A 26,383-nucleotide genomic window follows, 5' to 3' on the forward strand; every position below is an offset into this window, starting at 1 on the left:
GTGCTCGGAAAAGGTCATTTCGGGTCTTCGAAGTGGCCGGCGCCGGCGAAGTTGCCGCCGTGGTAGCGCGCCGCCGGCTCGTTCGGGTCCAGCGGCGGGTGCTCGGCCAGGACCTTCTCGCGGTAGTCGTCGGCGCTGTCCCTGGGCACGTAGCCGAGGGAGGACGCCAGGCGGTTGTCCCACAGGGTTTCGCGGTTGTCGGACATGCCGTACACGATCATGTGGCCGACCCGTGGCGCCAGCAGCGAGCGCTCGCACAGCTGCGCGAAGTCGGCAAACGACAGCCAGGTGGCGAGCATGCGCCGGTCCAGCGGCTCGGGGAACGAGGAGCCGATGCGCAGGTTCACCGACTCGATGGCGAACTTGTCCCAGTAGTAGCGGCCCAGGTCCTCGGCAAAGCACTTGCTCACCCCGTACAGGCTGTCGGGGCGGTGCGCCGCGCTGGCGTCGATGGTTTCGGTGCGGTCATAGAAACCGATGGCGTGGTTGGAACTGGTGTAGATCACGCGCTTGACGCCATGCTGGCGCGCCGCTTCATAGATGTTGTAGGTGCCCACGATGTTGCCGTTGAGGATCGCCGCGAAGGTGTCCTCCACCGGCACGCCGCCGGCATGGATGATGGCATCCACGCTCTCGGCCAGCGGCAGCACATCGGCCAGGTTGCCCAGGTCGCAGCGCACCAGCTCTTCGTGCGGCGCGGCGCTGCCCATGTCGGCGATATCGGTCAGGCGCAGCTCGTCGGCAAAGTCCTGCATGTGCTTGCGCAACACGCTGCCCAGGCGGCCGGCTGCACCGGTGATCAACAAACGTTTGAACGGCTTGCTCATGCTTGAAACCTCGTGAAAGTCGGTTTGTCGTTACTAGGCCAGCGCCGCGAACGCATCGCGCAGCTGCCCCAGGGCCTGCTCCAGCTCCTGGCGCGAGGTGGCGAACGACAGGCGAATGTAGGGTTCGAGGCCAAAGGCCGAGCCCGGCACCGTGGCCACCTTGCCCACCCGCAGCAGGTAGCTGGCAAGGTCGGCGTCGGTTTCGATCACCTGCCCGTCCGGCGTGCGCCTGCCGATGAACGCGGCGCATTGCGGGAAGGCATAGAACGCGCCCTCGGGCATCTGCAGGCTCAGCCCCTCGATGGCCGCCAGGCCCTCGACCACCAGCGCCCCTCGGGCCTGGTACTCGCGATTGGCCTGGTGCACGAAATCCTGCGGGCCGTTGAGCGCCGCAGCAGCCGCCAGTTGCGAAATGGTCGACGGGCAGGTGGTGGTCTGCGACTGGGTCTTGTTCATTGCCACGATCAGCTCGCGTGGCCCGGCCGCATAGCCCAGGCGGTAGCCGGTCATGGCGTAGGCCTTGGACACGCCGTTGATCAGCAGGGTGCGCTCGCGCAGGTGCGGGCAGGCGCTGACGAACGACACGAACGGCTGCCTGCCCAGCACGATGTGCTCGTAGATCTCGTCGGAGATCACCAGCACCCGGGGGTGGCGCTCCAGCACGGCGCCCAGGGCCGCGAACTCTTCACGGCTGTAGATGGCCCCGCAGGGGTTGTTCGGCGAGTTCAGCATCAGCCAGCGGGTACGCGGGGTGATGGCGGCCTCAAGGCGCGCGGCATCCAGCTTGAAGCCGTGTTCGGCGCCGCACGGCACCACCTTCGGCACGCCGCCGTTGAGCATCGCCATGTCGGTGTACGACACCCAGTACGGCGCTGGCGTGAGCACTTCATCGCCCTGCTCCAGGGTGGCGAGAAACGCATTGAACAGCAGTTGCTTGGCGCCATTGCCCACGCAGATTTCGTCCAGTGCGTAGCGCAGGCCGTTTTCCCGCTCGAACTTGTCGACGATGGCCTGGCGCAGCACCTCCAGGCCATTGGGCGCGGTGTAGTGGTTGTTGCCCTCGAGCATCGCCTGGTGCGCGGCCTCGATCACGTGGGCCGGGGTGTTGAAGTCCGGTTCGCCCAGGCTCAGGTTGATCACCGGCTCGCCCTTGGCCAGCATCTGCTTGGCCAGCACCGATACCGCCATGCTCGGCGAGCTTTTCACCGCCCGCACACGGGCACTCTGAAAGTCCATGGGTCAGCCCTCCTGGCCGGGTTCGAAGGCGTAGTCGTCGCGTGCCTGGCTGGCACTGATGTAGCCAAAGCGCAGGTCGCGCGCCACCTCGTGGCGTGGCCGCTGGCGCGGGTCGCCGTAACCGCCGCCACCCGGCAGGCGCAGCACCAGGCGCCGATCGGCCGGCACGAACTGCTGGCCCTTGCCGCGCAGCAGGGTGCCGTCGTCCAGGCCCACGTAGCCCTGGGCCCCCTCCTTGCCCCCCTCGAGCCCACGCGCCGGGTACTGGATGCGGTCGAACATGGCGCTGAAGCGGAAGCTGTAGCCTTCGGCGGCCGACACCTCGATTTCCTGGCCCAGGCCGCCGCGCAGCAGGCCGGCACCGCCGGAGCCTTCGCGCAGTTCCTTGCGCCACACCACCACCGGGCCGGCCTGTTCGGTGGCTTCCACCGGCATGGTGTGCACGCCGCTGGGGAACGCGGTGGCGCTCAGGCCGTCCATGCCGGAGCGCGCGCCCATGCCGCCGCTGTTGAACATCAGCATCTCGGCGTTGCGCCCGGTCGGGTTGCTGTCCAGCGGGCGCACGCTCAGGTGCAGGTTCCACAGTGCGCTGGCGCCCTCGGCCGGCACCTGGCCGGGCAGGCATTTGTGCAGCGCACCCAGCACCAGGTCGGGCACGAAGTGGCCCAGTACATGGCGTACCGATACCGGCGCCGGGTGCTTGGCATTGAGAATGCAGCCTTCGGGCGCAGTGACCGCAAAGGGCTCCAGCGAGGCGCTGTTGTTGGGGATCTCCGGCGCCACGATGCACTTGAGCCCGTAGCAGGCATAGGCCTTGGCGTAGCCCAGCGGCACGTTGATGCCGAACTGGCTCATGCCCGAGGTGCCGCTGAAGTCGGTGAGAATGCCGTCCGGGCCCACCGTCAGGGTCACCGCCAGCGTCACCGGCACGTCGTAGCCGTCCAGGGTCATGCTGTTGTGGTAGGTGCCATGGGGCAGCGACTTGAAGCATTCCAGGGTGGCGCGGCGGCTGTGCTCCAGGATGAACCCGCCGATGTGCTCCAGGTCGTCCAGGGCAAACTCGTCGAGCATGCTCAGCAGGCGTTTGTGCCCGGTCTCGTTGCAGGCCGACAGTGCGTAGAAGTCGCCGACCACGCGGTCGTTCTCGCGCACGTTGTTGCGCAGGATGTTGATCAGGTCGCGGTTCACCTGGCCGCGCTCGAACAGCTTCATGATCGGGATGAACAGGCCTTCCTCGTACACCTCGCGGGCATCCGGGCCGAAACCGCGCCCGCCGATGTCCACCACGTGGGCGGTACTGGCGAAGTAGCCGATCAGCCGGCCCTTGTAGAACGAGGGCGAGACGATGGTGATGTCGTGCAGGTGCCCGGTGCCCTTCCACGGGTCGTTGGTGACGTACACGTCGCCTTCGAAGATGTTGTCCGGGCCGATGTCGTTGATGAAGTGCACCACCGCCTCGGCCATGGTGTTGACGTGGCCGGGGGTGCCAGTAACGGCCTGGGCCAGCATGTTGCCGGCGCGGTCGAACACCCCGGCCGAGAGGTCGCCGGCTTCGCGCACGCTGGTGGAGAACGCGGTGCGGATCAGGGTCAGGGCCTGTTCTTCGACCACCGACACCAGGCGGTTCCACATCACCTGCATTTGAATATCGATCATTGTTTCGCTCATGGGTTATCGCCTTCCAAACGAATGCGGCTTAGCGCCGGACGACCAGCAGGCAGCCGTCGGGCTGGACCGTGGCGGTGAACGAGGACGACACGAAGGTCGAGGTTTCGCGCTCGGCGATGATCGCCGGGCCATCGATGCGCGCACCGGCCTGCAGCGCTTCGCGCTGGTAGATGCCGGCATCGACGAAACCGCCGGCGACCACGTCGAACACCTGGCGACGCGCCACTTCGTGGGCGCGGTGCGAGGCCTTGACCTGGCTGGCCAGCGCCACGGGCGGCAAGGGCGAACTGGCCTTGACCGACCAGCTGACGATCTCCACGTCCGGGCCTTCGATCGGGCGGCCGAAGAACACCGTGTAGGCCGCCTCGAACAGCGTCTTGAACTGCGCCGTGTCGCTGTTGCTGAAAGCCTTGAACGGCAGGCTCACGGGGATCTCCCAGCCCTGGCCGACGTAGCGCATGAACGCGGTGCACTCCATCTCCGGCTCGCCCTCGGGCATGCCCTGGCGCAGGAAGCCCAGGGCCTCGGCCTTCATGTCGTCGATCAGTGCATTGACCTGCCCCGCCTCGAACTCGGCCAGGCGCACGAAGGCGCTGCGTACCGCTTCATAGCCGAACGGCGCACGCAGAAAACCGATGGCCGACCCTACCCCGGCGCCGGCCGGCACCAGAAAGCGCGACACACCCATCTTTTCGCACAGACGCGCAGCGTGCAGCGGGCCACCGCCACCAAAGGTGATCATGGTGTAGTCGGCAATGTCCTTGCCGCTCTCCACCGCGTGCACCCGGCCGGCGTTGGCCATGTTCTCGTCGACCACTTCGCAGATGCCGAAGGCGGCGGTGCGCGGGTCCATGCCCAGCGGCTGGCCGATCACCCGGTCCACCGCGCTGGCGGCGTTGTCGACCGACAGGCGCAGCGCGCCGCCGGCGAAATTGTCGGCATCCAGGCGGCCCAGCAGCAGGTTGGCATCGGTGATGGTCGGCTCAAGGCCACCGCGGTCATAGCAGGCCGGGCCCGGCTCGGACGCCGCGCTGTGCGGGCCCACACGAATCTGGCGCATGCTGTCGATGCTGGCGATGGAACCGCCGCCGGCGCCGATCTCGACCATCTCCACCACCGGGATGGAAATCGGCATGCCGCTGCCCTTCTTGAAGCGGTAGGTGCGCGCCACTTCGAAGGTCTTGGCGGTCTTGGGCACCTGGTTCTCGATCAGGCAGATCTTGGCCGTGGTGCCGCCCATGTCGAACGACACCACCGCGTCGAGCGCGTATTTGCGCGCAATGTCGGCGGCGAAGATCGCCCCGCCCGCCGGGCCCGACTCCACCAGGCGCACCGGAAACTCGGCGGCGCTCTGCACCGAGATGATGCCGCCGCCGGAATGGATCATGAACACCGGGCAATCGGCGCCGGCGGCCTTGAGGGTGATCACCAGGCGGTCCAGGTACGACTTGATCAGGGGTTTGACGTAGGCGTTGGCGCACACGGTGTTGAAGCGTTCGAACTCGCGCATCTGCGGCGAGACTTCGCTGGAGATCGAAATCGACAGGTGTGGCAGGCGCGCCTGCAGGGCGTCGCGCAACAGGCGCTCGTGGGCACCATTGATGTAGCTGTGGATCAGGCCGATGGCCACGCTCTGGTAGTCGCCCTCGCCGATGCGCTGCACCAGTGCGTCGATATCGGCCTGTTGCGGGGCGATCAGCACGTTGCCGCGCACGTCCAGGCGCTCGCGCAGGGTGTAGCGGTGCTCGCGCTCGATCAGCGGCGGTGGCAGGGCAATGTTGATGTCGTACTGCTCGAAACGGTTTTCGGTGCGCATCTCCAGCGTGTCGCGAAAACCTTCGGTGGTGATGAACGCAGTGCGCGCGCCGCGGCGCTCGATCAGGGCGTTGGTGGCCAGGGTGGTGCCGTGGATCAGTTGCTCGATATCCGACAGCTTCAGGCCTGCCGCGTCGACGACCGCCTGCACACCCGTGAGGATCGCACGCTCGGGCAATGCGTAGTCCGTCAGAATCTTGGTCGAGTGCAACACCCCGCCGACATCCAGCGCGATATCCGTAAAGGTCCCACCTATGTCCACGCCGACTCGGCATGCTGTAGCAGTCATCGTCGTTCCCCTGAATTCTTGTGCTTGTCACACCCGACTGGTTGGCGGGTTTAATGTAAGTTATATGTTGTCTTACAGGTGGTCAAGCACTAACACCACGCTTTTCCACCCTCGCCCGGGCTGGCGTGCCGATGCGCCGTGCGCACCGGCACCGCCTGCCTCAGCCGAGCGTCTTGACCATCCGCGCGCCGCCCACGGCCTGGGCCGTGGGGAACACCTCCAGACGCGAAACGTCCACCTGCTCGGGCAGGCGCAAGGCCGCCAGCAGCAGCTGGGCGATGTCCTCGGGCATGATCGAGGCGTAGCCGTCATACAGCTCGCTGCCCGCGGCCTGCATGCCCATGGCGGTGCGGTACAGCTGGGTCTGCACGCGACCCGGGGCGATTTCGGTCACCCGCACCCCGCTGCCCAGCAGGTCGCAGCGCAGCGCGTCGCAGAACAGGCTGATGCCGGCCTTCGACGAACCATACACCGCCGCCCCGGGGTGCGGCGCACGCCCGGCACTCGAGCCGATGAAGAACAGGTGGCCATGGCCGCGCTGCACCATGCCCGGCAGCACCTGACGGGTCAGGTGCAGGGGCGCCTTGAGGTTGATGTCGAGCATGGTGTCGATCTCGGCCGGGGCCATGTCCTGGAACGCGGCGCGGCTCGACAGCACCCCGGCATTGTTGACCAGCACGTCCACCGGGTACTGACTCAGCACCTGGGCAAAGGCGTCGGCCTGGCGCACGTCGGCCTCCACCGTCACCACGCCCTGCTCCTGGCCCAACGCCTGCAGCGCCTCGCGGCTGCGGCCCACGGCAATCACCTGCAGGCCGGCATCGCGCAGGGCCAGCACGATGGCCTTGCCGATGCCGCTGGTGGCACCGGTCACCAGTGCACAGCGGTAGGAGGCCGGTAATGCGGCTGCTTCAGGCATAGATGTAACCCCCGCTGACAATCACGTTCTCACCCGTGGCATAGCTGTTGCGGCTGCTGCCCATCATCACGATCCATTCGGCGATCTCTGCAGGTTCCGCCGCGCGGCCCAGCGGGTTGGCGGCGGCCAGCTCGCCGAGAAAACCCAGCTGGCGGGCGCGCTCGGTGGCAAAGCCGGCCGGCGCCACCGAGTTGACCAGGATCTGGTCCTTGGCACAGGCCTGGGCGAAGGATTTGGTCAGGCTCACCACCGCCGCCTTGGTGGCGGCATAGTGGGCGTTCTGCGGGTGCGCCTTGAAGGCGTCCACCGAGGTCACGTTGACGATGCGCCCGGTCACCTGCGGCGCCGCGACGAAGCCCTGCATGTGGCGCACGGCGGCGACCATCATGTGGTAGGTGCCTTTGATGTTGACCGCGTTTTCCAGGTCCCACTCTTCGTCGGTGATCTCGAAGATGTCCTGGCGCGGGTAGATCGCCGCGCTGTTGACCAGGCAGTGCACCCGCCCCAGTGCCTCGACGACCTGCCCGAAGGCTGCATGGGCGCTGGCCTGGCGCGAAATGTCCGCCGCCGCCGTGGCCACCTCGCAATCCAGGGCGCGCAAGGTGCTTGCCGCCTCGGCCATCAACTGCTCATTGCGATCGATCAAGCCGATTTTTCGTGCCCCACGCTTGACCATCAACCTGGCGGTCTCCAGGCCCAAACCCGAAGCCCCGCCAACGATTACGACCGTCTGACCTTCCATAACCACCTCCGCGCATTAGTCTTTACGTAAGATGCCTGTTGTCTTACATTTGGTCAAACCGAATTTGCCCCGCTCGATGCTCATACAGGACTGCGCCATGCCCGCTGCCGCTACTGCCTGCTCGCCCCGGGACCGCCTGCTCGACGCGGCCACCGAACTGTTCGCCACCCGCGGCTACCAGGCCATCGGCCTGCGCGACCTGGCCAGCCATCTGGGCCTGCGTGCCGGCTCGCTGTACCACCACATCGAGAACAAGCAGTGCCTGCTGTTCGAGCTGATCGAGTCGACCCTGGCCGACCTGGTGTTCGACACAAAACGCTGCATGAAAGGCGCCAGAACCCCCGAAGAACGCCTGCAGCGCTTCGTCCAGGCGTTTGTGCGGTTCAACCTGGCGCACGCCCATCGCGTGCAATTGGTGACTCGCGAGTACGTCAACCTGTCCCACGAACAGCAGTTGCAGATCGACGCGCTCAACCGCAGCCATGCGTCGATCCTGAGCGGCATCATTGCTAGCGAGTGTGCACGCGACGGGCGCCAGGGAGGCGCGATCGGCCTCGTCACCCATGCCGTCATCGGCATGCTGTACGGGCACGCGCAGTGGCGCGGGGTGCAGGTCAGCGAACAGGGCCTGACCCAGGCCCTGATCACCTTCGTCACGGGCATCATCGAAAGCGCCAAGAACAATTCCAACATGGCCTGATCTACATGCACCCACAGCGCAAGACCTTGCACAACGAGCTGCACGCCCGCCCCTCGCTGTACTTCGACGAGCCCGCCCACGTCTACCACCTGGCCTTTCTCAGCGACGACGCACGTTGCGAGGCGCTGCTGCAGCAGTGCTGCCCGGAGCCGGTGAGCCCCGGCGCCGTGCAGGGCATCACCCGACTGCAAGGCCACGCCCTGAAATGGGAACGGCACGCCGAGTTCGTCACCCTCACCCTGGTGGTCACCACCACCGAGCAGACGCCGGCCTGGCAGCCCCTGCCCGCGCTGCTGATGGACAGGGTCGATGCTTTTTTGCCCTACCTGATCAATGCCGTGCAGATCATGGTGCACAACGACGCGGCATTTGCCGGCGAGCTGTCGCGCTACGGTTTCAAGGACCCGTGCGGCTCGTGCATTGGCGGGGGCGATGCGCGGGTATGGAGCGATTTTCGCCTGGGCGAGGACGGCACCAACCGCTTCCTGTTCGTCAACAGGCGCCTCAATGCCTACCGCCAGGGCCGCATGATCCGGCGCCTGCTGGAGATCGAGACCTACCGCATGATGGCCTCGCTGTCGCTGGACACCGCCAAGGCCCTGAGCGTGGAGCTCAATGCCTACGACAGAACCCTGGTGAGCCTGTCCGAGCGCAACGCCGACCCGCAGCCGGGCAACGCCAAGGCACTGCTGGGCGACATTGCCGGGCTGTCGGCGCAGATGGTGCGCAGCGCCGCGAAGACCCGCCACCGCTTCAGCGCCACCCAAGCCTATGCGCAACTGGTGTTCGAGCGCCTGGGCGAGCTGCGCGAAAGCCACCTGGGCGATTGCCAGCGGTTGGGTATCTTCATCGAACGGCGCTTCAAGCCCACGGTGCGCTACTGCGCCGTGACCGAACAGCGCCTGGACCAGCTGGCCAAGAGCGTGGCCAACCTGGGCGACCTGCTGCAGGCACGGGTGCAGGTGGAAATGGAGGAGCAGAACGCGGAGATCCTCAAGAGCCTGAGCACCCGCGCCGATACCCAGATCAAGATCCAGCGTGCAGTGGAAGGGTTGTCGATCATCGCCATCACCTACTACCTGCTCAACCTGTTCAAGCTGATCTATTCAGGCCTGACGGTGATGGGGCTGCAGGTCAGCGCACGGGACGCACTGCTGGGCATGGCGCCGCTGGCCATCGGCGTGCTGGGGTTGATTCTGGTGCGGGTGCGCAAGGTCAAGCACAACGATCACTAGCCCTGCGGCCAGCGCTTGAACCTGCATTGCTTAAACCGAGCGCCATGGCCTGCATGCCTTGGCGCCGCTGGCCCGGCAGCGAAACGCAACACGAACGGAAGCCGACCGCAATCAAGCAGCTTTTGATAGTTGGGGAAGGTTGATACGAGAAAAAATGGCAGGGGCGGCTGGATTCGAACCAACGCATGGCAGGATCAAAACCTGCTGCCTTACCGCTTGGCGACGCCCCTGTGATGCAACTGGAAGCCCATGAAAGGCCTCGGCAGGAATGAGCGGAAATGTACCAAGTTTCGCTTCGCCAGGGAAGCCCCCACGCTAAAAAATAACGAAAAAACAGGTGGTTACCGCATGGCTTACGGCATGTCCGGCTTTTGCGGCCCGTTCACGCAGCCAAATCGCGCCTCCTTCGACGGGCCGTACCCATAAAAAGAGGTGTAGCACTTGCTGAAATGGCTGGGCGAAACAAAGCCGCACGCCAGGGCCACATCGATCAACGCCAGGTCCGAGTGCTGCAACAACCGGCGACTCTCGGTAATGCGCAACTCCAGGTAGTAACGGACCGGCGTGGTCCCCAGCTGCGACTGGAACAGCCGCTCGATCTGACGCCGGGACAACCCCACATACTGCGACAACTGCACCTGGCTCAGCGGCTCTTCAAGGTTGGCCCCCATCAGCTTGATCGCTTCGCGCAGCGGCGCACTCATGTTCTGGTGCACGGTCGGCTGCACCCGGCGAAAGCGCGAGGCCTCGTAGGCCAGGATATCGACCACGGCATCCACCAGGCCACGCCCATGACGCTGGCCGATCCATTCCAGCACCATGTTGAACGCCCCCGCCGGGCTGCCCGCCGTCAGGCGGTCTCGGTCCACCGTGTAGCTCTCCCCTGTCACCTGGCTATGCCTGGCCAGCTCGGCCAGCGCCGCACGGTTCTCCGGGTGCACCGCACACTGGTAGCCATCGAGCAGGCCGGCCTGGGCCAGAAACCAGGCACCATTCCACAGCCCCGCCAACGCCACCCCCGCCTGCGCAGCCCGTTGCAGCAACAGGGCCAGCTCCGGCAGCGGGCGCAGCACGGTGCGCAGGCCACCGCACACCACCAGCAGGTCCAGGCCTTCGAGCGTCTTCAAACCCAGCGGGGCATCCGGGCAGATCACCAGCCCCAGGTCGCTGACCACCGAGGCACCGTCAAGGCTGAAGGTGGTGGTGGCGAAGGCATCGGCCTGGATAAGGTTGGCGGTGACCAGGGTATCGAGCGCCTGGGTGAAGGCCGGCAACGAAAAATGTTCGAGCAGCACAAAGCCCACCCGCGCCCGGGGCCCGCTGCCGTGACCCTGCCCGCCTACAAAACGCAGGTTCGAGCCCTGCAGGGCACCGCTGAACTGCCGCCGTTGCACCACGTTCTGCCTCTTCTGGTTGTTCTGGTAAAGCGTGCAGAGCACGCCGGGTGGCACGGCAATATGCCTTCAAATGCCCCCGCCGCGATAGTCGTCGCCACGCTCGACAGTTGAAACTTTCTGCGCGCGCGCCCGGTCCAGACCTCTGACTATCACTTGTAAACGTGAGGGATCGAATGACGACGACAGTGGGCGACTTCCTGGTTGAGCGGCTGTATCAATGGGGCGTGCGACGTATCTACGGCTACCCTGGCGATGGCATCAACGGCGTGTTCGGCGCGCTCGACCGGGCCCGGGGCAAGATCGAATTCATCCAGGCGCGGCACGAGGAAATGGCCGCGTTCATGGCCGCAGCCCATGCCAAGTTCACCGGCGAGCTGGGGGTATGCATCGCCACCTCCGGCCCCGGCGCCTCGCACCTGCTCACCGGCCTCTACGATGCGCGCATGGACCACATGCCGGTGCTCGCCATCGTCGGCCAGCAGGCCCGCACCGCGCTGGGCGGCCATTACCAGCAGGAACTGGACCTGTTGTCGATGTTCAAGGACGTGGCCGGCGCCTTCGTGCAGCAGGCCTCCGAACCCTCCCAGGTACGCCACCTGATCGACCGTGCCGTGCGTACGGCGGTGGGCGAGCGCCGCGTCACGGCGGTGATCCTGCCCAACGACCTGCAGGACCTGCCCTATAAAGAACCCGCCCGTGCCCACGGCACCCTGCATTCGGGCGTCGGCTACAGCAAGCCCAGGGTGGTGCCCTACGAGGCCGACCTGCAGCGCGCCGCCGACATCCTCAATGCGGGCAAGAAGGTCGCCGTGCTGGTTGGTGCGGGCGCGCTGAACGCCACCGACGAGGTCATCGCCGTGGCCGAAAAACTCGGCGCCGGCGTGGCCAAGGCGCTGCTGGGCAAGGCCGCCCTGCCCGACGAACTGCCCTGGGTCACCGGCGCCATCGGCCTGCTCGGCACCGAGCCCAGCTACAAGCTGATGCAGGAGTGCGACACCCTGCTGATGATCGGCTCGGGCTTCCCCTACGCCGAGTTTCTGCCCAAGGAGGGCCAGGCCCGCGCGGTGCAGATCGACATCCAGCCCGACATGCTCAGCCTGCGCTACCCGATGGAGGTCAACCTGGTGGGCGATGCGGCCGAAACCCTGAGCGCCCTGCTGCCGCTGCTCGACAGCAAGACCAGCCGCAGCTGGCGCAAGAAGGTCGAAGGCTGGCGCGCCCGCTGGGACAAGACCCTGGAAAAACGCGCCCTGGTCAGCGCCAACCCGATCAACCCGCAGCGGGTGGTGCACGAGCTGTCCCCTCGCCTGCCCGACCAGGCCATCATCACCAGCGACTCGGGTTCGTGCGCCAACTGGTACGCCCGCGACCTGAAGATCCGCCGCGGCATGCAGTGCTCGCTGTCCGGCGGCCTGGCCTCGATGGGTGCGGCCGTGCCCTACGCCATCGCGGCCAAGTTCGCCCACCCCGAGCGCCCGGTGATCGCGCTGGTGGGCGACGGCGCCATGCAGATGAACAACATGGCCGAGCTGATCACCGTGGCCAAGTACTGGCGTCAGTGGCAGACCCCGAACTGGATCTGCGCGGTGTTCAACAACGAGGACCTCAACCAGGTCACCTGGGAGCAGCGGGTAATGGAGGGCGACCCCAAGTTCGAGGCGTCGCAGAACATTCCCGACGTGCCCTACCACCTGTTTGCCATCTCCATCGGGCTCAAGGGCATTTTCGTCGAGCGTGAAGAAGACGTTGCCGCCGCCTGGGAGCAGGCCCTGGCCAGCGACTGCCCGGTGCTGATCGAGTTCAAGACCGACCCCAACGTGGCGCCCCTGCCGCCGCACATCACCGTGCAACAGGCGAAGAACTTCGCCACCACCCTGCTCAAGGGCGACCCCGACGAAGCCGGCGTGATCACCCAGACCGCCAAGCAGGTGCTCAGCGCGGTGCTGCCCAAGCGCAAGCGCTGATTGCATGCCCACGCCGCTTCGCTGAGGCGGCGTGGGCGTGGGCAGTGTGCCTTCATCCAAACTGCATGATCCGATGGCCGTTTCGGGCAATTTGCAAGCCTGACGCTGCCCATGCGCGGGCGACGCCGTTGATTCAGCGAGGTTTTTCCAGCGGTGCAGGCTGGCACCGTTGATGCAACGACTACCGAGGCGAACACGCCACCGTACCCGCCACCGGAGATCACCATGAATGCCATTGAACTGCTCGAAGCCGATCACAAGCGCGTAAAGGCCCTGTTGGCAAAACTGAGCGCATCCACCGAGCGCGGCGTCAAGACGCGCACCCAGCTGCTTGCCGAACTGGAGATGGAAATCACCGTGCACACCGAGATCGAGGAGCAGATCCTCTACCCGGCGTTCAAGCAGGCCGGCGGGAAGGAACAGGACGTGATGTACTACGAGGCCAAGGAAGAGCACCGCACCGTCGACTCCCTGGTGCTGCCCGACCTCAAGACCACCGACCCGTCGACCCCGGAGTTCACCGGCCGCGTGAAGGTGGTGAAGGAGCTGCTCGAACACCATATCGAGGAAGAAGAGTCCGAGATGTTCCCGCAGGCCCGCAAGCTGCTGAAAAAGGCCGAACTCGAGGCCCTTGGCGAACAGATGCAGGCGTTCAAGGCCAACTACATGAAGGCCCTCAAGAATACCACCAGCCACTGACCCCTTCCCCAGGCCCGCCGCCGGGCGGGCCCGCCCCACCTTTGGTCGTGCCCTTGGCAGTCACCTGTCACTTGCCTTGAACTCTGCCGCCACGTCCATCGTCATCCGCCTGAGAGTCCGTAAAACAGTGCTTGGCAATCAGCGCAGTGTGCCCGGCGTTTATCCGAACGTAAGGGAGAACCACAATGAACGGGACTGATCAGTCGGCTCACGGCGACGCCTCGCAGTCGCCCCAGGGCACCCCGCAGGAACACCTGCACACCCTGGCCGAAGACGCCGGGGCATTGCTCGACGACGCCAGGGAACACGGCGCCAGACAGTACGAGCAGTATCGCGACCTGGCCGCCGAACAACTCGACTCGCTGGTCGAAGGCGCCCAGTCGGCAGCCTCGGCCCTTGAAGGCAAGGATTCCCTCGGGCTGGCGCAGTACATGGCGCAACTGGCCAGCGGGCTGGGCGATTTTGCCGACCAGGTCCGCGACAACAGCATCGAGGACCTGGTGCACAAGGGCGCGCAACTGGCCCGCGACAACCCCACGCTGTTCCTGGCCGGCAGCGTCGCCATCGGCTTTGGCCTGTCGCGCTTTCTGCGCGCCAGCAGCAGCCACCCGACCGCGTCGGGCACCCCCACGCAGGCCTACGGCGCCAGCGCGCCCTACCAGAGCTCGGTACCGCAGCTGCGCGACAACCCCGTGCCCGCCGACCCGCTGGGCCGCACCCTGGCCGATGGCCCCAACACCCAGGACAGCTTCAAGGGAGGTGTGTGATGGAACGCGACCCACTCGATACCCTGCCCCCCGCGCCACCGGGCGAGCACGACAACACCAGCATCGGCAGCCTGCTGCGCCAGCTCACCCGTGAAGTGCCCGAGCTGTTCACCAAGGAGCTGGCACTGGCCAAGGCCGAACTGCAACGCAGCCTGACCACCCTCAAGGCCGGTACAGCCGCCGTGGCCGGCGGCGCCATGGTGCTGCTGGCGGGCCTGATCATCCTGCTGATGGCGGCGGTGTACGGCCTGGCCTACGTGGTCGCGCCCTGGCTGGCGGCGCTGATCGTGGGCGCGGTGACCCTGGTCATCGGCTTCATGATGCTGCAGGCCGGCAAGAAGCAGTTCGACCCGTCCAACCTCACCCCCGACCGCACCCTGCATGCCCTGCAACAGGACAAGGACGCACTGAAGAGGAAAGTCTCATGAGCACCTCATTCGAAGCCGAATCGCACAAGAGCCCCGAAACCCTGGAGCAGGAGATCGACGCCAAGCGCGCCAGCATCAGTCACCTGGTGGACTCGCTGGAACACCGCCTCACCCCCGGCCAGCTGATCGACCAGGGCATGGCGTACTTCAAGGGCAACGGCGGCGAGTTCTTCCAGAACCTGGGCACCACCCTGAAGAACAACCCGGTGCCCACCGTGCTCACCGGCGTGGGCCTGGCGTGGCTGGCGCTGAACCAGAACCGCCCCTTCTCACCCGGCTCGCCGACCTTTGGCGGCAGCGGCCTGGCCGACACGCTGGGCGACGCTGCCAGCGGCATCAAGGGCGCCATGGCCCAGGCCGGCGAGCACCTGCACCACGCCTCGGACGTGGCCCACGACAAGGCGCGCGACGCCAGCGACAGCCTGGGCAGCTCGGCCGACAAGGTGCGCCAGGCAGCGCACCACGCCAGCGACCGGGTGCAGGCCCAGGCCGCGCAGCTCAAGGGCCAGTTCGACCACCTGCTCAAGGACCAGCCGCTGGTGCTGGCCGCCATCGGCATCGCCCTCGGCGCGGCCCTGGGCGCGGCATTGCCCGGCACGCGCAAGGAGGACGAACTGATGGGCGAAACCCGCGATGCCCTGGCCGACAAGGTTACCCGCACCGGCAAGGCGCTGTACGCCGACGCCACCCAGGCCGTGCACAACGCCGACGCCAGCGCGCCGGCAGCTGCCGCGCAGGCCCCCCGCGAGGGGCCTGCCGACCTGTCCGACGGGCTGGGCTTCAGGCCCTGAGTGTCGCCCCGGCGCCCTGTGCGCCGGGGCACGCCCCTCTGTGTTGCACCTACCTACGCGAAGCTGGAGAGACCATGAGAGCACTCACCTACCACGGCGCCCACGACGTCAGGGTCGATACCGTAATCGACCCCATTCTGGAAGAATCCGACGACCTGATCCTGCGGGTGACCGCCACCGCCATCTGCGGCTCGGACCTGCACCTGTACCGCGGCAAGATCCCGGCGGTCGAAGACGGCGACATCTTCGGTCACGAGTTCATGGGCGTGGTCGAGGAAGTCGGCACCGGGGTGACCGCAGTGCAGCCGGGCGATCGCGTGGTGATCCCGTTCGTGATTGCCTGCGGCAGCTGTTTCTTCTGCCAGCAGGACCTGTTCGCCGCGTGCGAGACCACCAATACCGGGCGCGGGGCGATCCTCAACAAGAAGCTCATCCCCTCTGGCGCAGCGCTGTTCGGCTACAGCCACCTGTACGGTGGCGTACCCGGCGGCCAGGCCGAGTACGTGCGCGTACCCAAGGCCAACACCGGTCCGTTCCGCGTGCCCGGCACGCTGAGCGACGAGAAGGTGCTGTTTCTGTCCGACATCCTGCCCACGGCCTTCCAGGCGGTGAAGAACACCGAGATCGGCCAGGGTTCGAGCCTCGCCATCTACGGCGCGGGGCCGGTCGGGCTGCTGTGCGCGGCGGTGGCGCGGATGCTCGGCGCCGAACGCATCTTCATGGTCGACCACCACCCCTACCGGCTGGCCTATGCGCAGCAGGCGTATGGCGTGATCCCGATCAATTTCGACGATGACGACGACCCGGCCGATACCATCATCCGCCAGACCCCGGGCATGCGCGGGGTGGATGGTGTGGTCGATGCGGTGGGCTTCGAGGCCAAGGGCAGCACCACCGAAACCGTGCTGGCCGCGCTCAAGCTCGAGGGCAGCAGCGGCAAGGCCTTGCGCCAGTGCATCGCGGCAGCACGGCGCGGCGGTGTGGTCAGTGTGCCGGGGGTGTATTCGGGGTTCATCCACGGCTTCCTGTTCGGCGATGCGTTCGACAAGGGCCTGACCTTTCGCATGGGCCAGACCCACGTGCAGCGCTACCTGCCCGAACTGCTGGGCTACATCGAAACCGGCGCGCTCACGCCGGAAACCATCATCACCCACCGCCTGTCGCTGGAGCAGGCGGCCGAGGGCTACAGGATCTTCGACAAGAAGGAGCAGGAGTGCCGCAAGGTCATCCTCACGCCTGGCGACAGCAGCATCGAGTTGCCGATGGCCATCGTCGACGACGGCGTGGTGGCCTGAGCCCGTGACGCTGGCCGGCAGCCTCGCCGGTCAGCGTCGGGCGGGGTCAGTGGTGGGCGTGCAGCGCTTCGATCAGCTGCGCCTTGGTCATGCTCGAGCGCCCCTTGATGTCCTTGCTGCGCGCCTCCTTGAGCAGGCTTTGCTTGGTCTGGCTGGCCAACGAGGTGGTGGAGGTGCGCGCGTGGCCGGCGCGGGTGCTGGCGGCGCGTTTGGCCGAGTCGGAGGCAGCGGCGTGCTTTTCGCCGGCCGGGGTGCTGCGACCTGAGCCGCCCTTTTTCTCGCCCCCGCCAGACTGCTTGTTCACCGTGGCCCAGGCACGCGCCTCGGCCTCGGCTTTGGGCGTGCCTTTTTGCTCGTAGCTTTCTTCGATGTGCTGCGCCTTGCGTTTCTGCTCGGCGGTGTACTTGGCTTTGCTTCCCTGGGGCATGGTGCTCACCCTCGATCCGGTTGAATGCGGGCCCGTGTCACGGGCCATTCAGGGGTTTGAGGGCGCGCGTGCGCCAGGGTGCGATTGGGTGGATGAATGGCAGAGGAGCGAAGACCACCGGCCTCTTCGCTGGCACGCCAGTGAACGAGCGCGAAGCGCTCGCCACCTGTCCTACTGGGTAGCCCCGGCCATCTGCCCCGCCGGCTCATCCGCCCCGCCGATCGGCGCCTTGAGCAACAGGAAGTACGCCAGCGCCGAGCACAGCGCCACCACCGCACTGATCATGAACGCGGTATTGAACGAGCCCGAATACTGGATGCTGAACCCGGTCACGATCGGCGCCACGGACCCTGCAATGTAGCCGCCAAAGTTCTGGATCGAACCAAACGAGGCCACCCGCGGGCTGTCGACGATGGTGTTGACGATCATCCACGCCGTGGCACTGGCCATGTTGATGCTGAACAGCGCCAGGCACAGCAGTATCACGCACCCGGTCAACCCGCTCACATACGACAGCGGCAAGGTGAACAGCGCCGCCAGCACCAGCCCGGTGATCACGCTGAACTTGCGGCTGGCCAGCACGCTCATGCCACGCCGTACCAGCAGGTCGCAGAACCGCCCCGCCACGATGGTGCCCACCGCGCCGAAACCATAGGCCAGCGATACCACCCACGCGGTGTCGTACAGGTTCAGCCCGTGCTCGCGCTCGAAGTAGCCCGGCAGCCAGGTCAGGTGCAGCCACAGCATGTAGATCACGCCCATGAAGCCCAGCACCGCGCCCCAGGTGCTGCGGTGCTTGAACAGGTCGAGCCAGCCGGCAAAGTACGACGCCTTGGGCGCCTGCACCGCGTCAGCCCGCGGCGCCGGCTGTTCGCTTGGCAGCGCCTGGCCCTGCGCCGCCAGTTCCGCCAGGTACCTGGCCTTGCTCTTGTAGAACGTCAACCAGCACAGCGCCAGCACGATGCCGATCACGCCGGTGATGATGAACATCCCGCGCCAGCCGAAGTTGACCATGAACAGCGTCAGCAACGGTGGCGCCAGGCACGGCCCCAGGCAGGTCGACGACCACACGATGCCGGTCGGCGTGCCCCTCTCGTTGGCGTCGAACCATTCCGACAGCGCCTTGGCCGCCGAGGGGAACATCGGCGCCTCGCCGATCCCCAGCAGCACCCGCAGGCCCATGAAGCCGCCAAAGCTGTTGACCAGCCCGCACAGCGACTGCGCCACCGACCAGGCCAGCAACGAGGCGCCCAGGGCGATCTTGCTGCCCAGGCGGTCGATGATCAGGCCCAGTGGCAACTGCGCAAAGGCGTAGGCCACGGAGAAGGCCGACAGCAGGATGCCCATCTGCGAAGGGCTGATGAGCATGTCGCGCTGGATCGAGGTGTTGGCAATCGACAGCGCGCTGCGGTCCAGGTAGTTGACGATGCCGATCAACAGCAGAAACACGACGGTGATGCGTTGGTACTTCTTCAGTGCGTTCATCTGATGGCCTTTATTATTGTTGTTGCAGCGTCAAACGCCGAGGCGATCCTTCATCCACACGTCATCCCTGGAATACGCACGCCCGCTCAGGGCTGGCGTGCAGTCACTGCCACCTCCAGCAAGCCACGACGGCTCAGGCTTTCGATCAGCGCACGCAGGCCGAATGCCCATTGTGGCGCCTGGTCGCTGGTGGTCACGCGGTTGCACAGGCTGCCCAGCAGCGGGTTGCTGATGGTGACCACATCGCCCAGCTTGTGGGTGAAACCGCTGCCGGGCTGGTCACGGTCCTGCTTGGGCGCGAACAGGGTACCCAGAAACAGCACCAGGCCGTCGGGGTACTGGTGGTTCTCGTTGAGGGTCTGCTGCACCAGGTCGACCGGGTCGCGGCTGATCTGGCGCATCGAGCTGCGCCCCTGCAGCACGAAGCCATCCCGGCCTTCGACGCGCAGGTCGACTTCGGCGGCGCGCACGTCCTCCAGGCTGAAGGTCTCGTCGAACAGGCGCAGCAGCGGGCCGAGGGCGGTCGAGGCGTTGTTGTCCTTGGCCTTGGACAGCAGCAGCGCGCTGCGCCCTTCGAAGTCGCGCAGGTTCACGTCGTTGCCCAGCATGGCGCCGTGGATGGTGCCGTTGCTCGACACCGCCAACACCACCTCGGGCTCGGGGTTGTTCCAGCTGGACTTGGGGTGCAGGCCGATATCGGCGCCGTGGCCGACCGCCGACAACGGCTGGGCCTTGGTGAACACTTCGGCGTCCGGGCCGATGCCCACTTCCAGGTACTGCGACCACATGCCCTGCTCCACCAGCAGCACGCGCAGTTCTTCGGCCTGGGCCGAGCCGGGCACGATACGCGACAGGTCGGCGCCGATACGGCTGACCAGGGTGTCGCGAATCGCGTCGGCCTTGGCCGGGTCGCCCTTGGCCTGCTCTTCGACCACACGCTCCAGCAGGCTGGCGGCGAAGGTCACGCCGGCGGCCTTGACCGCCTGCAGGTCGATGGGGGCCAGCAACCATGGCAGGCGCGCATCGCGCTGCTGCGGGTCGCTGTTGGCCAGCAGCGCGGGCAGCTCGATCAACGCCTCGCCCAGCGGCAGTGCGCGCAGGTAGGCGGCCGGGTCGGGTTGTTCGAGCAGGGCCGAGACGGTGGCCACATGGGCACTGATGTCATGCACCGCGCCCGCCCTGACCAGCACCACGGCCGGGCCCTGCTCGGGCAGCCACACCCGCCCTACCCAGCTGCCGGTGGCGAACACGGCGAGATCGTTGCTCAGTGCGAGAGGCGCGTGCGCCTGGTTATGGTTGGTCATGTGTGCACTCTTGTTGTGGTGGTCGGTCATTGCGAAAGCGGCGCAAGTTGCAACTGCGCAGCGGTCTGGTTCAGCGCATCGAGCACCGCCGGCGACAGGCCCAGGCCTTCGCGCAACGCCTGCTCGCGCAGTTTCAGCCCGGCCTGGCCCGGCAGGCGCACCGGGCGCTGCGGGTCGAGCGGACGGCTGGCCAGCACCAACTGGCCAAGGAAGCTGCTCTCGGCGGTAAAGGCCTCAAGCCCGCCGAAGAAGCGCGGGTCGATCACCACTGCGGTGGCCGAGGCGCCCCACTGCTGCGGCGCGTCCTTGCGCCCGTGCCCGGCCAGGCCCGAGGTCAGCGCCTCGACCAGCAGGGCCAGGGCAAAGCCCTTGTGCCCGAAGGCCTGCCCGCCCAATGGCAGCAGGCTGCCCTGGGGCGTGGTGAAGAAGTCGCGCGGGTCGTTGCTCGGCGTGCCGTCGTTACTCATCAGCACGGCGTGGGGCAAGGTGGTGCCGGCATCGCGGCACTGGCCCACCAGGCCGAGGGTGACGCTGGACATGCTCACATCCAGCAGGATCGGCTCGCCCTGGGTCGGAATACCCGCTGCAATCGGGTTGGGGGTGTAGATCGGGTCGATGCCGCCCTGGGCGCACACCAGCCCCACCGACGGGTCGGAGGAATACAGCAGGGCCACCAGGCCACGGTCGGTGTAGGGCTTGAGGTAGGCCGCCAGGCAGCCGATGTGCGAGGCACGGCGCACCACCGAGATGCCGATACCCTGCGCCTGGGCACCCTGCGCGGCGCATGCCAGGGCACGCTCCACGCAGTACGGCCCGAGCACGTAGTGGCCGTCGAACAGCGTGGCGATGCCGCTGCCCTGCAGGTGTTCGAGGTCGGCGGCACGTGCCTTGACCTCACCGCGCTGTACGCCACCGACATAGCGGCTGACCAGGTTCAGGCCGTGGGTGCGGTGCCCCAGCAGCTCGCCCTCGAGCAGCACGCGGGTCACCACCCGGGCCACCTCGGCGTCGGCCCCGGCACCCTCGAACAACTGTTCGACGAACCGGGTCAGCGTGGCCGTGTCGTAGCGCCGGGCTTCAGACATCGCTCAGGCCCTGGCGACTGTACTGGCCATCGACCAGGCGCTGGATACCCAGCGGGTTGGCGTCCTTCAGGGCATCCGGCAGCAACGCGTCGGGCACGTTCTGGTAGCACACCGGGCGCAGGAAGCGGTCGATGGCCAGGGTGCCGACCGAGGTGCCGCGGGCATCGGAGGTGGCCGGGTACGGGCCGCCGTGCACCATCGCGTCACACACCTCCACACCGGTGGGGTAGCCGTTGACCAGCACGCGGCCGACCTTGTCTTCGAGCACGCCGAACAGCTGGGCGAAGGCCGGCAGGTCGTCACCGTCGGCCAGCAGCGTGGCAGTGAGCTGGCCACGCAGGGCGCTGACGGCGCGCAGCAGCTCGGCGTCGTCGGCCACCTGGATCACGATGGTGCAGGGGCCGAACACCTCTTCCTGCAGCAGTTCGTCGTGTTCCAGCAGCAGGCTGACATCGGCGCCGAACAGCTGCGCCTGGGCCTGGTTGCCGGCTTGTGCCTGGCCGCTCAGGTGCTGGATGCCGGGGTGCGCCAGCAGTGCCTGCAGGCCCTTGCCATAGCTGGCCAGGGTGCCGGCGTTGAGCATGGTCTGCGGCGCCTGTTCGGCCAGGTGGCCGCCCAGTTGCTCGATGAAGGTGGTGAAGGCCGGCGAGCGGATGCCCAGCACCAGGCCCGGGTTGGTACAGAACTGGCCACAGCCCTGCACCACCGAGGCGGCCAGTTCCCTGGCCATCTGCGCACCACGGCTGGCCAGTGCCTGCGGCAGCGCCAGTACCGGGTTGATGCTCGACATCTCGGCAAACACCGGGATCGGCTGCGGCCGCGCCGCCGCCATGTCGCACAGGGCACGGCCGCCCTTGAGCGAACCGGTGAAGCCCACGGCCTGGATGCCGGGGTGCTTGACCAGCGCCTCGCCCACACCGCCACCGAAGATCATGTTGAACACGCCGGCCGGCATGCCGGTTTTGTCGGCCGCACGCAGCAGTGCTTCAGCCACGCGCTCGGCAGTGGCCATGTGGCCACTGTGGGCCTTGAACACCACCGGGCAACCGGCTGCCAGCGCTGCGGCGGTGTCGCCGCCAGCGGTGGAGAATGCCAGCGGGAAGTTGCTGGCGCCGAACACCGCCACCGGGCCCACGCCGATGCGGTACTGGCGCAGGTCCGGACGTGGCAGCGGCGTGCGCTCGGGCAGCGCCTGGTCGATGCGCGCACCGTAGAAGTCGCCACGGCGCAGCACCTTGGCGAACAGGCGCATCTGGCCGCTGGTGCGACCGCGCTCCCCCTGGATGCGTGCGCTTGGCAGCGCGGTTTCGCGGCAGGTCAGCGCCACGAAGTCCTCGCCCAGGGCGTCGAGTTCATCGGCAATGGCGTCGAGAAATTCGGCCCGGCGCACGGCCGGCAGGCTGCGAAACAACGGGAAGGCCGCGCTGGCACCGGCAACGGCGCTGTCGACTTCGCCCAGGGTGGCCTGGTGGAAACCGCCCGGCAGGCGTTCGCCGGTGTGGGCGTCGACGCTGTAGACCAGGGTGTCGCCCAGGGCGCTGCGCTGGCCTGCGATGAAGTTGTGTCCGGAAAAGCTCATGTGCATTTCGCCTCTGTAAGGGTGCGGAAAGGTCAATCAGGTCACGGCGCCGATCTGCCACGGCACGAACTCGTTCTGCCCGTAGCCGTGTTGCTCGCTCTTGCTGCGCTGGCCCGATGCGATGCGCAGCATCTGTTCGAAGATGTAGGCGCCGCGTTCTTCAATGCTGGTGGAACCGTCGGCAATGCCGCCGCAGTTCACGTCCATGTCTTCTTCCTGGTGCTCGAACACCCGGTTGTTGGTGGCCAGCTTGATCGACGGCGCCGGGGCGCAGCCGTAGGCCGAACCGCGACCGGTGGTGAAGGCGATCAGGTTGGCGCCGCCGGCGACCTGGCCGGTGGCCGACACCGGGTCGTAGCCGGGGGTGTCCATGAACACCAGCCCCTTGGCGCGCACGGCCTCGGCGTACTGGTACACGTCCACCAGGTTGCTGGAGCCGGCCTTGGCCACGGCGCCCAGGGATTTTTCGAGAATGGTGGTGAGGCCACCGGCCTTGTTGCCGGCCGAGGGGTTGTTGTTGAGCTCGGCGTTCATGCGCTGGCAGTAGTCTTCCCACCAGTGGATGCGCGCGATCAGCTTCTCGCCCACTTCGCGGCTGACCGCACGGCGCGTCAGCAGGTGCTCGGCGCCGTAGATTTCAGGGGTTTCGGACAGGATCGCGGTGCCGCCCGCAGCCACCAGGCGGTCTACCGCATTGCCCAGCGCGGGGTTGGCGGTGATGCCCGAATAGCCGTCGGAACCGCCGCATTGCAGGCCCACGATCAGGTGCCGGGCGCTGACCGGCTCGCGGCGCACCTGGTTGGCGTCGGCCAGCAGCGCCTTGACCTGCTCGATACCGGCGGCGATGGTCTTGGAGGTGCCGCCAATGCCCTGGATGGTGAACGCGCGCAACTGGGCGCCGGCGGTCAGCCCCTGGGTCTGCATCAGGCTTTCGATCTGGTTGGTCTCGCAGCCCAGGCCGATGATCAGCACGGCGGCGAAGTTGGGGTGCACGGCATAGCCGCCCAGGGTGCGGCGCAGCAGGCCCAGGGCTTCGCCGCTGGGATCGACCGCGCAACCGGCACCGTGGGTCAGGGCCACCACGCCATCGACGTTGGGGTAGTCGGCCAGCGCCTCGGGGTGGATATCGCGGCGAAAATGGTCGGCCACGGCACGGGCAACGGTCGCCGAGCAGTTCACCGAGGTCAGGATGCCCACGTAGTTGCGGGTGGCCACCCGCCCGTCGGCACGCACGATGCCTTCGAAGAAGGCTGCCCTGGCCGGCACGCTGTGGGCGTCTTCGCCAAAGGCGTAGTCACGGGCGAAGTCGCCCATCTCCACGTTGTGCACATGCACGTGTTCGCCGGCCTCGATGGGCTGCGAGGCAAAGCCGATGATCTGGCCATAGCGGCGCAGCGCCTCGCCCTGCTCCACGCGCTGGCTGGCCACCTTGTGCCCCGAAGGGATCGACTGGCGCACGGTGACCGCCTCGGCGTCCAGGTGCAGGCCCTCGGGCAGCACCTGGCGGGCAATCAGCACGTTGTCCAGCGGGTTGAGGCGGATGACCGCAGGGTCTTCGCTGCTGCGGGTTCTGGCAATCAGGTGCATGGGACCTCTCAGGGCGCTACGGCAAGCTTCTTGTTATGGCATCACGCCCGTCTTGTGCGGGCGAATCTGCACCAACTGTAAGGAGCCGGCCGGCGTATTCCCAATGAGATGATCCGATCAAGCGATAACCCTGGGTTATCGAAGTGCGAATTCTCGTTTCATTTATAGATCGTTTTATGACCCTCGGCCTGACGGCGCTGGCGGGCGAAGTCCAGCAGGATATCGGCGAACACCTGCGCCGAGCCGGTCAGCGGCTGGTCCTTGCGGGTGATGATGCCGTACTCCAGCGGTGCCAGGTGCAGCGGGGTCTGCAGCTCGCGAAACTGACCGCTGGCCAGCTGCGCCGCCACCATCGAGCGCGGCAGCATGGCGATCATCGGCCCCGACTGCAGCAGTTGCAGGAACATCGGCATCGAGATGGTATCCACGCTGTCGGCGGGGGTGGCGATGTTGGCAGCGCGAAACGCCCGCTCCAGGCGGTCGCGGATCGGCGTGCCGACCGGGTACAGCACCCACGGCCAGTCGCCCAGGGCCTCCAGCGGCGTGACCTCGAGCTGGTTGAGCGGGTGGCTGCTGTTGACCACCAGGCAGAAGGGCTCGGGCTCCAGTGCCTGGAAGTCGAACAACTGGGCGAAGCGCGGTTCGGTGAAGCGCCCGATCATCAGGTCGAGCTTGTTCTGTTCGAGCATCGCCAGCAGGTAGTCGCTGGACTGCTCCACCACTTCTATCGACAGCAGCGGGCTGCGCGCCTTGATCGCGGCAATGGCCTGGGGCAGCACCACCGAGGTGGCGGCGAAGATGCCGCCCACCTTGATGAAGCCGTGCCCGCCCTTGCGCAGGCGATTGACCTGGTCGACGAAGGTGTGCGAGTCGGCCAGCGCGTTCTGCGCATAGCGCACCACGTACTCGCCCAGCTCGGTGGGCGGCATGCTGCGCGGCAGGCGTTCGAACAGGGCAAAGCCGAACTGCTCCTCGAGGTCGCGCAGCATCTTGCTCAGGGCCGGCTGGCTGAGGTTCATGCGCGAGGCGGTGGCGTGCATGTTGCGCGTGCGCGCCAGGGTGTCGATCAGCACCAGGTGCTTGAAGCGCACCCAGTTGCAGAAGCTGGAATGGGTAATGTCCGAGGGCATCGGCTCAGTGCCTCCTGAAGGTGGCGGCGCAGGTCATGTCATTGCGCCCGCAGGTAATGCAGCAGGGTGTTCAGCGCCACCGAGCGTGGGCGCGAACGCAGGGTCAGCAGGCCCAGGTTGACCATGCTGATGGGCAGCTCCACCGGCAGGATGGCGACCATGCCATAGCGCGCATAATGCTCGGCCACGTCGTTGGGCACCACCGCGATCATGTCGGAGGCTTCGAGCATGGCGGTGGTGGCCAGGATCGAGGCGGTCTCGACGATGTCCAGCGACTGCACCATGCCGCCGGCCTGCAGCGCGCTTTCCACGCGCCGGCGCATGGGGCTGCCGAGCGGGTGCAGGATCCAGGTGAGGCTGACCAGGTCGGCCAGTTGCAGCGCCGCGGCGCCGGCCAGCGGGTGCCCTGCCCTGGCGATCACGCGCATCTGCTCGCCGATGTCGAACAGCTCGATGTCCAGGTCCTGGCTGTCACCCTGGTCGGGCAGGCGCCCGAGCACCACGTCGAAGTCGCCGCGCAGCAGCGCCGGCAGCAAGGTGTCGCTGGTGCCCACCTCGATGCTGATGCGCACCTTGGGGTGGTCGCGCTTGTAGGCCAGCACCGCGCCGGTCAGCAGGCGCGGCACCGGGCCCATCACCGTGCCCACCCGCACCAGGCCCATGGCACCGCGGGCCAGTTCGGCGATCTGCGCCTGGGCGTGCTCGAACTCGTGCAGCGCGCCCTGGGCATAGCGGATCATCACCTCGCCATACAGGGTGGGCTGCATGCCCCGGGGCAGGCGCTCGAACAGGCGCACGCCCAGGCGTTCCTCCAACTGCTGCAACAGCAGGCTCGCCGCCGGTTGGGTGGTGTGCATGGCCGCTGCGGCGCGGCGCAGGTTGCCGAACTCGCCCAGGGCGTTGAGCAAGGTGATCTGGCGGCTGGAAATTTTCAGCGCGCCAAGGCTGCGTGGCAGCAGCGGATCGGCTTCAGGGCTCGCAGACATATCGAATTCGGTATCCCTGGTTAGGAAA

Annotated in this window: 23 protein-coding genes and 1 tRNA gene; 8 read left to right on the forward strand and 16 right to left on the reverse strand. The window is 66.9% G+C overall.

Annotated elements, in window-relative coordinates; genetic code table 11:
• Window positions 1-14 precede the first annotated feature (14 nt).
• The 6 genes from DN387_RS08680 to DN387_RS08705 form a co-directional block, all read right to left on the reverse strand.
• On the reverse strand, window positions 15-827 hold the full coding sequence (locus DN387_RS08680) for an NAD(P)-dependent oxidoreductase (RefSeq protein ID WP_054914340.1): 813 nt from the start codon (window positions 825-827) through the stop codon (window positions 15-17).
• Window positions 828-860: 33 nt separating this feature from the next.
• On the reverse strand, window positions 861-2,063 hold the full coding sequence (locus tag DN387_RS08685) for an aminotransferase class I/II-fold pyridoxal phosphate-dependent enzyme (protein ID WP_054914339.1): 1,203 nt from the start codon (window positions 2,061-2,063) through the stop codon (window positions 861-863).
• A 3-nt stretch (window positions 2,064-2,066) separates the two neighbouring features.
• Window positions 2,067-3,719, reverse strand: a complete 1,653-nt coding sequence (locus DN387_RS08690; RefSeq protein ID WP_236171901.1) for a hydantoinase B/oxoprolinase family protein — start codon at window positions 3,717-3,719, stop codon at window positions 2,067-2,069.
• A 40-nt stretch (window positions 3,720-3,759) separates the two neighbouring features.
• A complete protein-coding gene (locus DN387_RS08695; RefSeq protein ID WP_054914337.1) occupies window positions 3,760-5,835 on the reverse strand; it encodes a hydantoinase/oxoprolinase family protein in 2,076 nt (691 codons plus the stop codon).
• 160 nt (window positions 5,836-5,995) lie between these two features.
• Complete coding sequence (locus DN387_RS08700) at window positions 5,996-6,754, reverse strand: SDR family oxidoreductase (RefSeq protein ID WP_054914336.1); 759 nt, start codon at window positions 6,752-6,754, stop codon at window positions 5,996-5,998.
• On the reverse strand, window positions 6,747-7,496 hold the full coding sequence (locus DN387_RS08705) for an SDR family NAD(P)-dependent oxidoreductase (RefSeq protein ID WP_043864056.1): 750 nt from the start codon (window positions 7,494-7,496) through the stop codon (window positions 6,747-6,749). Before DN387_RS08705 ends, DN387_RS08700 begins: the two co-directional genes overlap by 8 nt.
• Window positions 7,497-7,593: 97 nt before the next feature.
• Here DN387_RS08705 and DN387_RS08710 point away from each other — a divergent pair, with 97 nt between their 5' ends.
• Both DN387_RS08710 and DN387_RS08715 read left to right on the forward strand, forming a co-directional pair.
• Window positions 7,594-8,196, forward strand: a complete 603-nt coding sequence (locus DN387_RS08710; RefSeq protein ID WP_054914335.1) for a TetR/AcrR family transcriptional regulator — start codon at window positions 7,594-7,596, stop codon at window positions 8,194-8,196.
• A gap of 5 nt (window positions 8,197-8,201) precedes the next feature.
• Entirely contained in the window at window positions 8,202-9,431 is a 1,230-nt protein-coding gene (locus DN387_RS08715) for a DUF3422 domain-containing protein (RefSeq protein WP_054914334.1), read from the forward strand.
• A gap of 155 nt (window positions 9,432-9,586) precedes the next feature.
• Here DN387_RS08715 and DN387_RS08720 read toward each other — a convergent pair.
• Both DN387_RS08720 and DN387_RS08725 read right to left on the reverse strand, forming a co-directional pair.
• Window positions 9,587-9,661, reverse strand: a tRNA-Gln gene (locus tag DN387_RS08720).
• Between the two features lie 123 nt (window positions 9,662-9,784).
• On the reverse strand, window positions 9,785-10,825 hold the full coding sequence (locus tag DN387_RS08725; protein ID WP_236171907.1) for a GlxA family transcriptional regulator: 1,041 nt from the start codon (window positions 10,823-10,825) through the stop codon (window positions 9,785-9,787).
• A gap of 176 nt (window positions 10,826-11,001) precedes the next feature.
• On the opposite strand from DN387_RS08725, the gene DN387_RS08730 reads away from it, so the two are divergent.
• The 6 genes from DN387_RS08730 to DN387_RS08755 all read left to right on the forward strand — a co-directional run bounded on the left by DN387_RS08730 (window position 11,002) and on the right by DN387_RS08755 (window position 16,772).
• Window positions 11,002-12,792, forward strand: a complete 1,791-nt coding sequence (locus DN387_RS08730) for a thiamine pyrophosphate-requiring protein (protein WP_054914333.1) — start codon at window positions 11,002-11,004, stop codon at window positions 12,790-12,792.
• Window positions 12,793-13,017: 225 nt separating this feature from the next.
• On the forward strand, window positions 13,018-13,491 hold the full coding sequence (locus tag DN387_RS08735; protein WP_043864060.1) for a hemerythrin domain-containing protein: 474 nt from the start codon (window positions 13,018-13,020) through the stop codon (window positions 13,489-13,491).
• 185 nt (window positions 13,492-13,676) lie between these two features.
• Window positions 13,677-14,258, forward strand: a complete 582-nt coding sequence (locus tag DN387_RS08740; protein ID WP_156326188.1) for a hypothetical protein — start codon at window positions 13,677-13,679, stop codon at window positions 14,256-14,258.
• Entirely contained in the window at window positions 14,258-14,686 is a 429-nt protein-coding gene (locus tag DN387_RS08745; protein WP_078481157.1) for a phage holin family protein, read from the forward strand. Before DN387_RS08740 ends, DN387_RS08745 begins: the two co-directional genes overlap by 1 nt.
• Window positions 14,683-15,477 carry a DUF3618 domain-containing protein gene (locus DN387_RS08750; RefSeq protein WP_054914331.1) on the forward strand — a complete coding sequence of 265 codons (795 nt, stop codon included), beginning with the start codon at window positions 14,683-14,685 and terminating at the stop codon, window positions 15,475-15,477. Before DN387_RS08745 ends, DN387_RS08750 begins: the two co-directional genes overlap by 4 nt.
• Window positions 15,478-15,551: 74 nt before the next feature.
• Window positions 15,552-16,772: a zinc-dependent alcohol dehydrogenase gene (locus DN387_RS08755; protein WP_054914330.1), complete on the forward strand. Its 1,221-nt coding sequence runs from the start codon at window positions 15,552-15,554 to the stop codon at window positions 16,770-16,772.
• A gap of 46 nt (window positions 16,773-16,818) precedes the next feature.
• Here DN387_RS08755 and DN387_RS08760 read toward each other — a convergent pair whose 3' ends face one another.
• The 8 genes from DN387_RS08760 to DN387_RS08795 all read right to left on the reverse strand — a co-directional run bounded on the left by DN387_RS08760 (window position 16,819) and on the right by DN387_RS08795 (window position 26,355).
• Window positions 16,819-17,199: a hypothetical protein gene (locus tag DN387_RS08760; RefSeq protein ID WP_043864065.1), complete on the reverse strand. Its 381-nt coding sequence runs from the start codon at window positions 17,197-17,199 to the stop codon at window positions 16,819-16,821.
• A gap of 171 nt (window positions 17,200-17,370) precedes the next feature.
• Window positions 17,371-18,684, reverse strand: coding sequence for an MFS transporter (locus DN387_RS08765; RefSeq protein WP_054914329.1), 1,314 nt, complete (start codon window positions 18,682-18,684; stop codon window positions 17,371-17,373).
• A gap of 86 nt (window positions 18,685-18,770) precedes the next feature.
• The gene (locus tag DN387_RS08770; RefSeq protein WP_043864067.1) at window positions 18,771-19,988 is read right to left on the reverse strand and encodes a fumarylacetoacetate hydrolase family protein; all 1,218 of its coding nucleotides are present in this window, start codon (window positions 19,986-19,988) and stop codon (window positions 18,771-18,773) included.
• Window positions 19,989-20,014: 26 nt separating this feature from the next.
• Window positions 20,015-21,073, reverse strand: coding sequence for an Ldh family oxidoreductase (locus DN387_RS08775; protein ID WP_054914328.1), 1,059 nt, complete (start codon window positions 21,071-21,073; stop codon window positions 20,015-20,017).
• Complete coding sequence (locus DN387_RS08780; protein ID WP_177332922.1) at window positions 21,066-22,658, reverse strand: aldehyde dehydrogenase (NADP(+)); 1,593 nt, start codon at window positions 22,656-22,658, stop codon at window positions 21,066-21,068. The genes DN387_RS08775 and DN387_RS08780 overlap by 8 nt, the downstream gene beginning before the upstream one ends.
• A gap of 30 nt (window positions 22,659-22,688) precedes the next feature.
• Window positions 22,689-24,239, reverse strand: a complete 1,551-nt coding sequence (locus DN387_RS08785) for a UxaA family hydrolase (RefSeq protein WP_054914327.1) — start codon at window positions 24,237-24,239, stop codon at window positions 22,689-22,691.
• A gap of 158 nt (window positions 24,240-24,397) precedes the next feature.
• The gene (locus tag DN387_RS08790; RefSeq protein ID WP_054914326.1) at window positions 24,398-25,369 is read right to left on the reverse strand and encodes a LysR family transcriptional regulator; all 972 of its coding nucleotides are present in this window, start codon (window positions 25,367-25,369) and stop codon (window positions 24,398-24,400) included.
• A gap of 38 nt (window positions 25,370-25,407) precedes the next feature.
• Complete coding sequence (locus DN387_RS08795; protein ID WP_054914325.1) at window positions 25,408-26,355, reverse strand: LysR substrate-binding domain-containing protein; 948 nt, start codon at window positions 26,353-26,355, stop codon at window positions 25,408-25,410.
• Between the last annotated feature and the right edge of the window lie 28 nt (window positions 26,356-26,383).

The organism is Pseudomonas sp. FBF18 (assembly GCF_024261405.1).
GTDB classification, from domain to species: domain Bacteria; phylum Pseudomonadota; class Gammaproteobacteria; order Pseudomonadales; family Pseudomonadaceae; genus Aquipseudomonas; species Aquipseudomonas palmensis.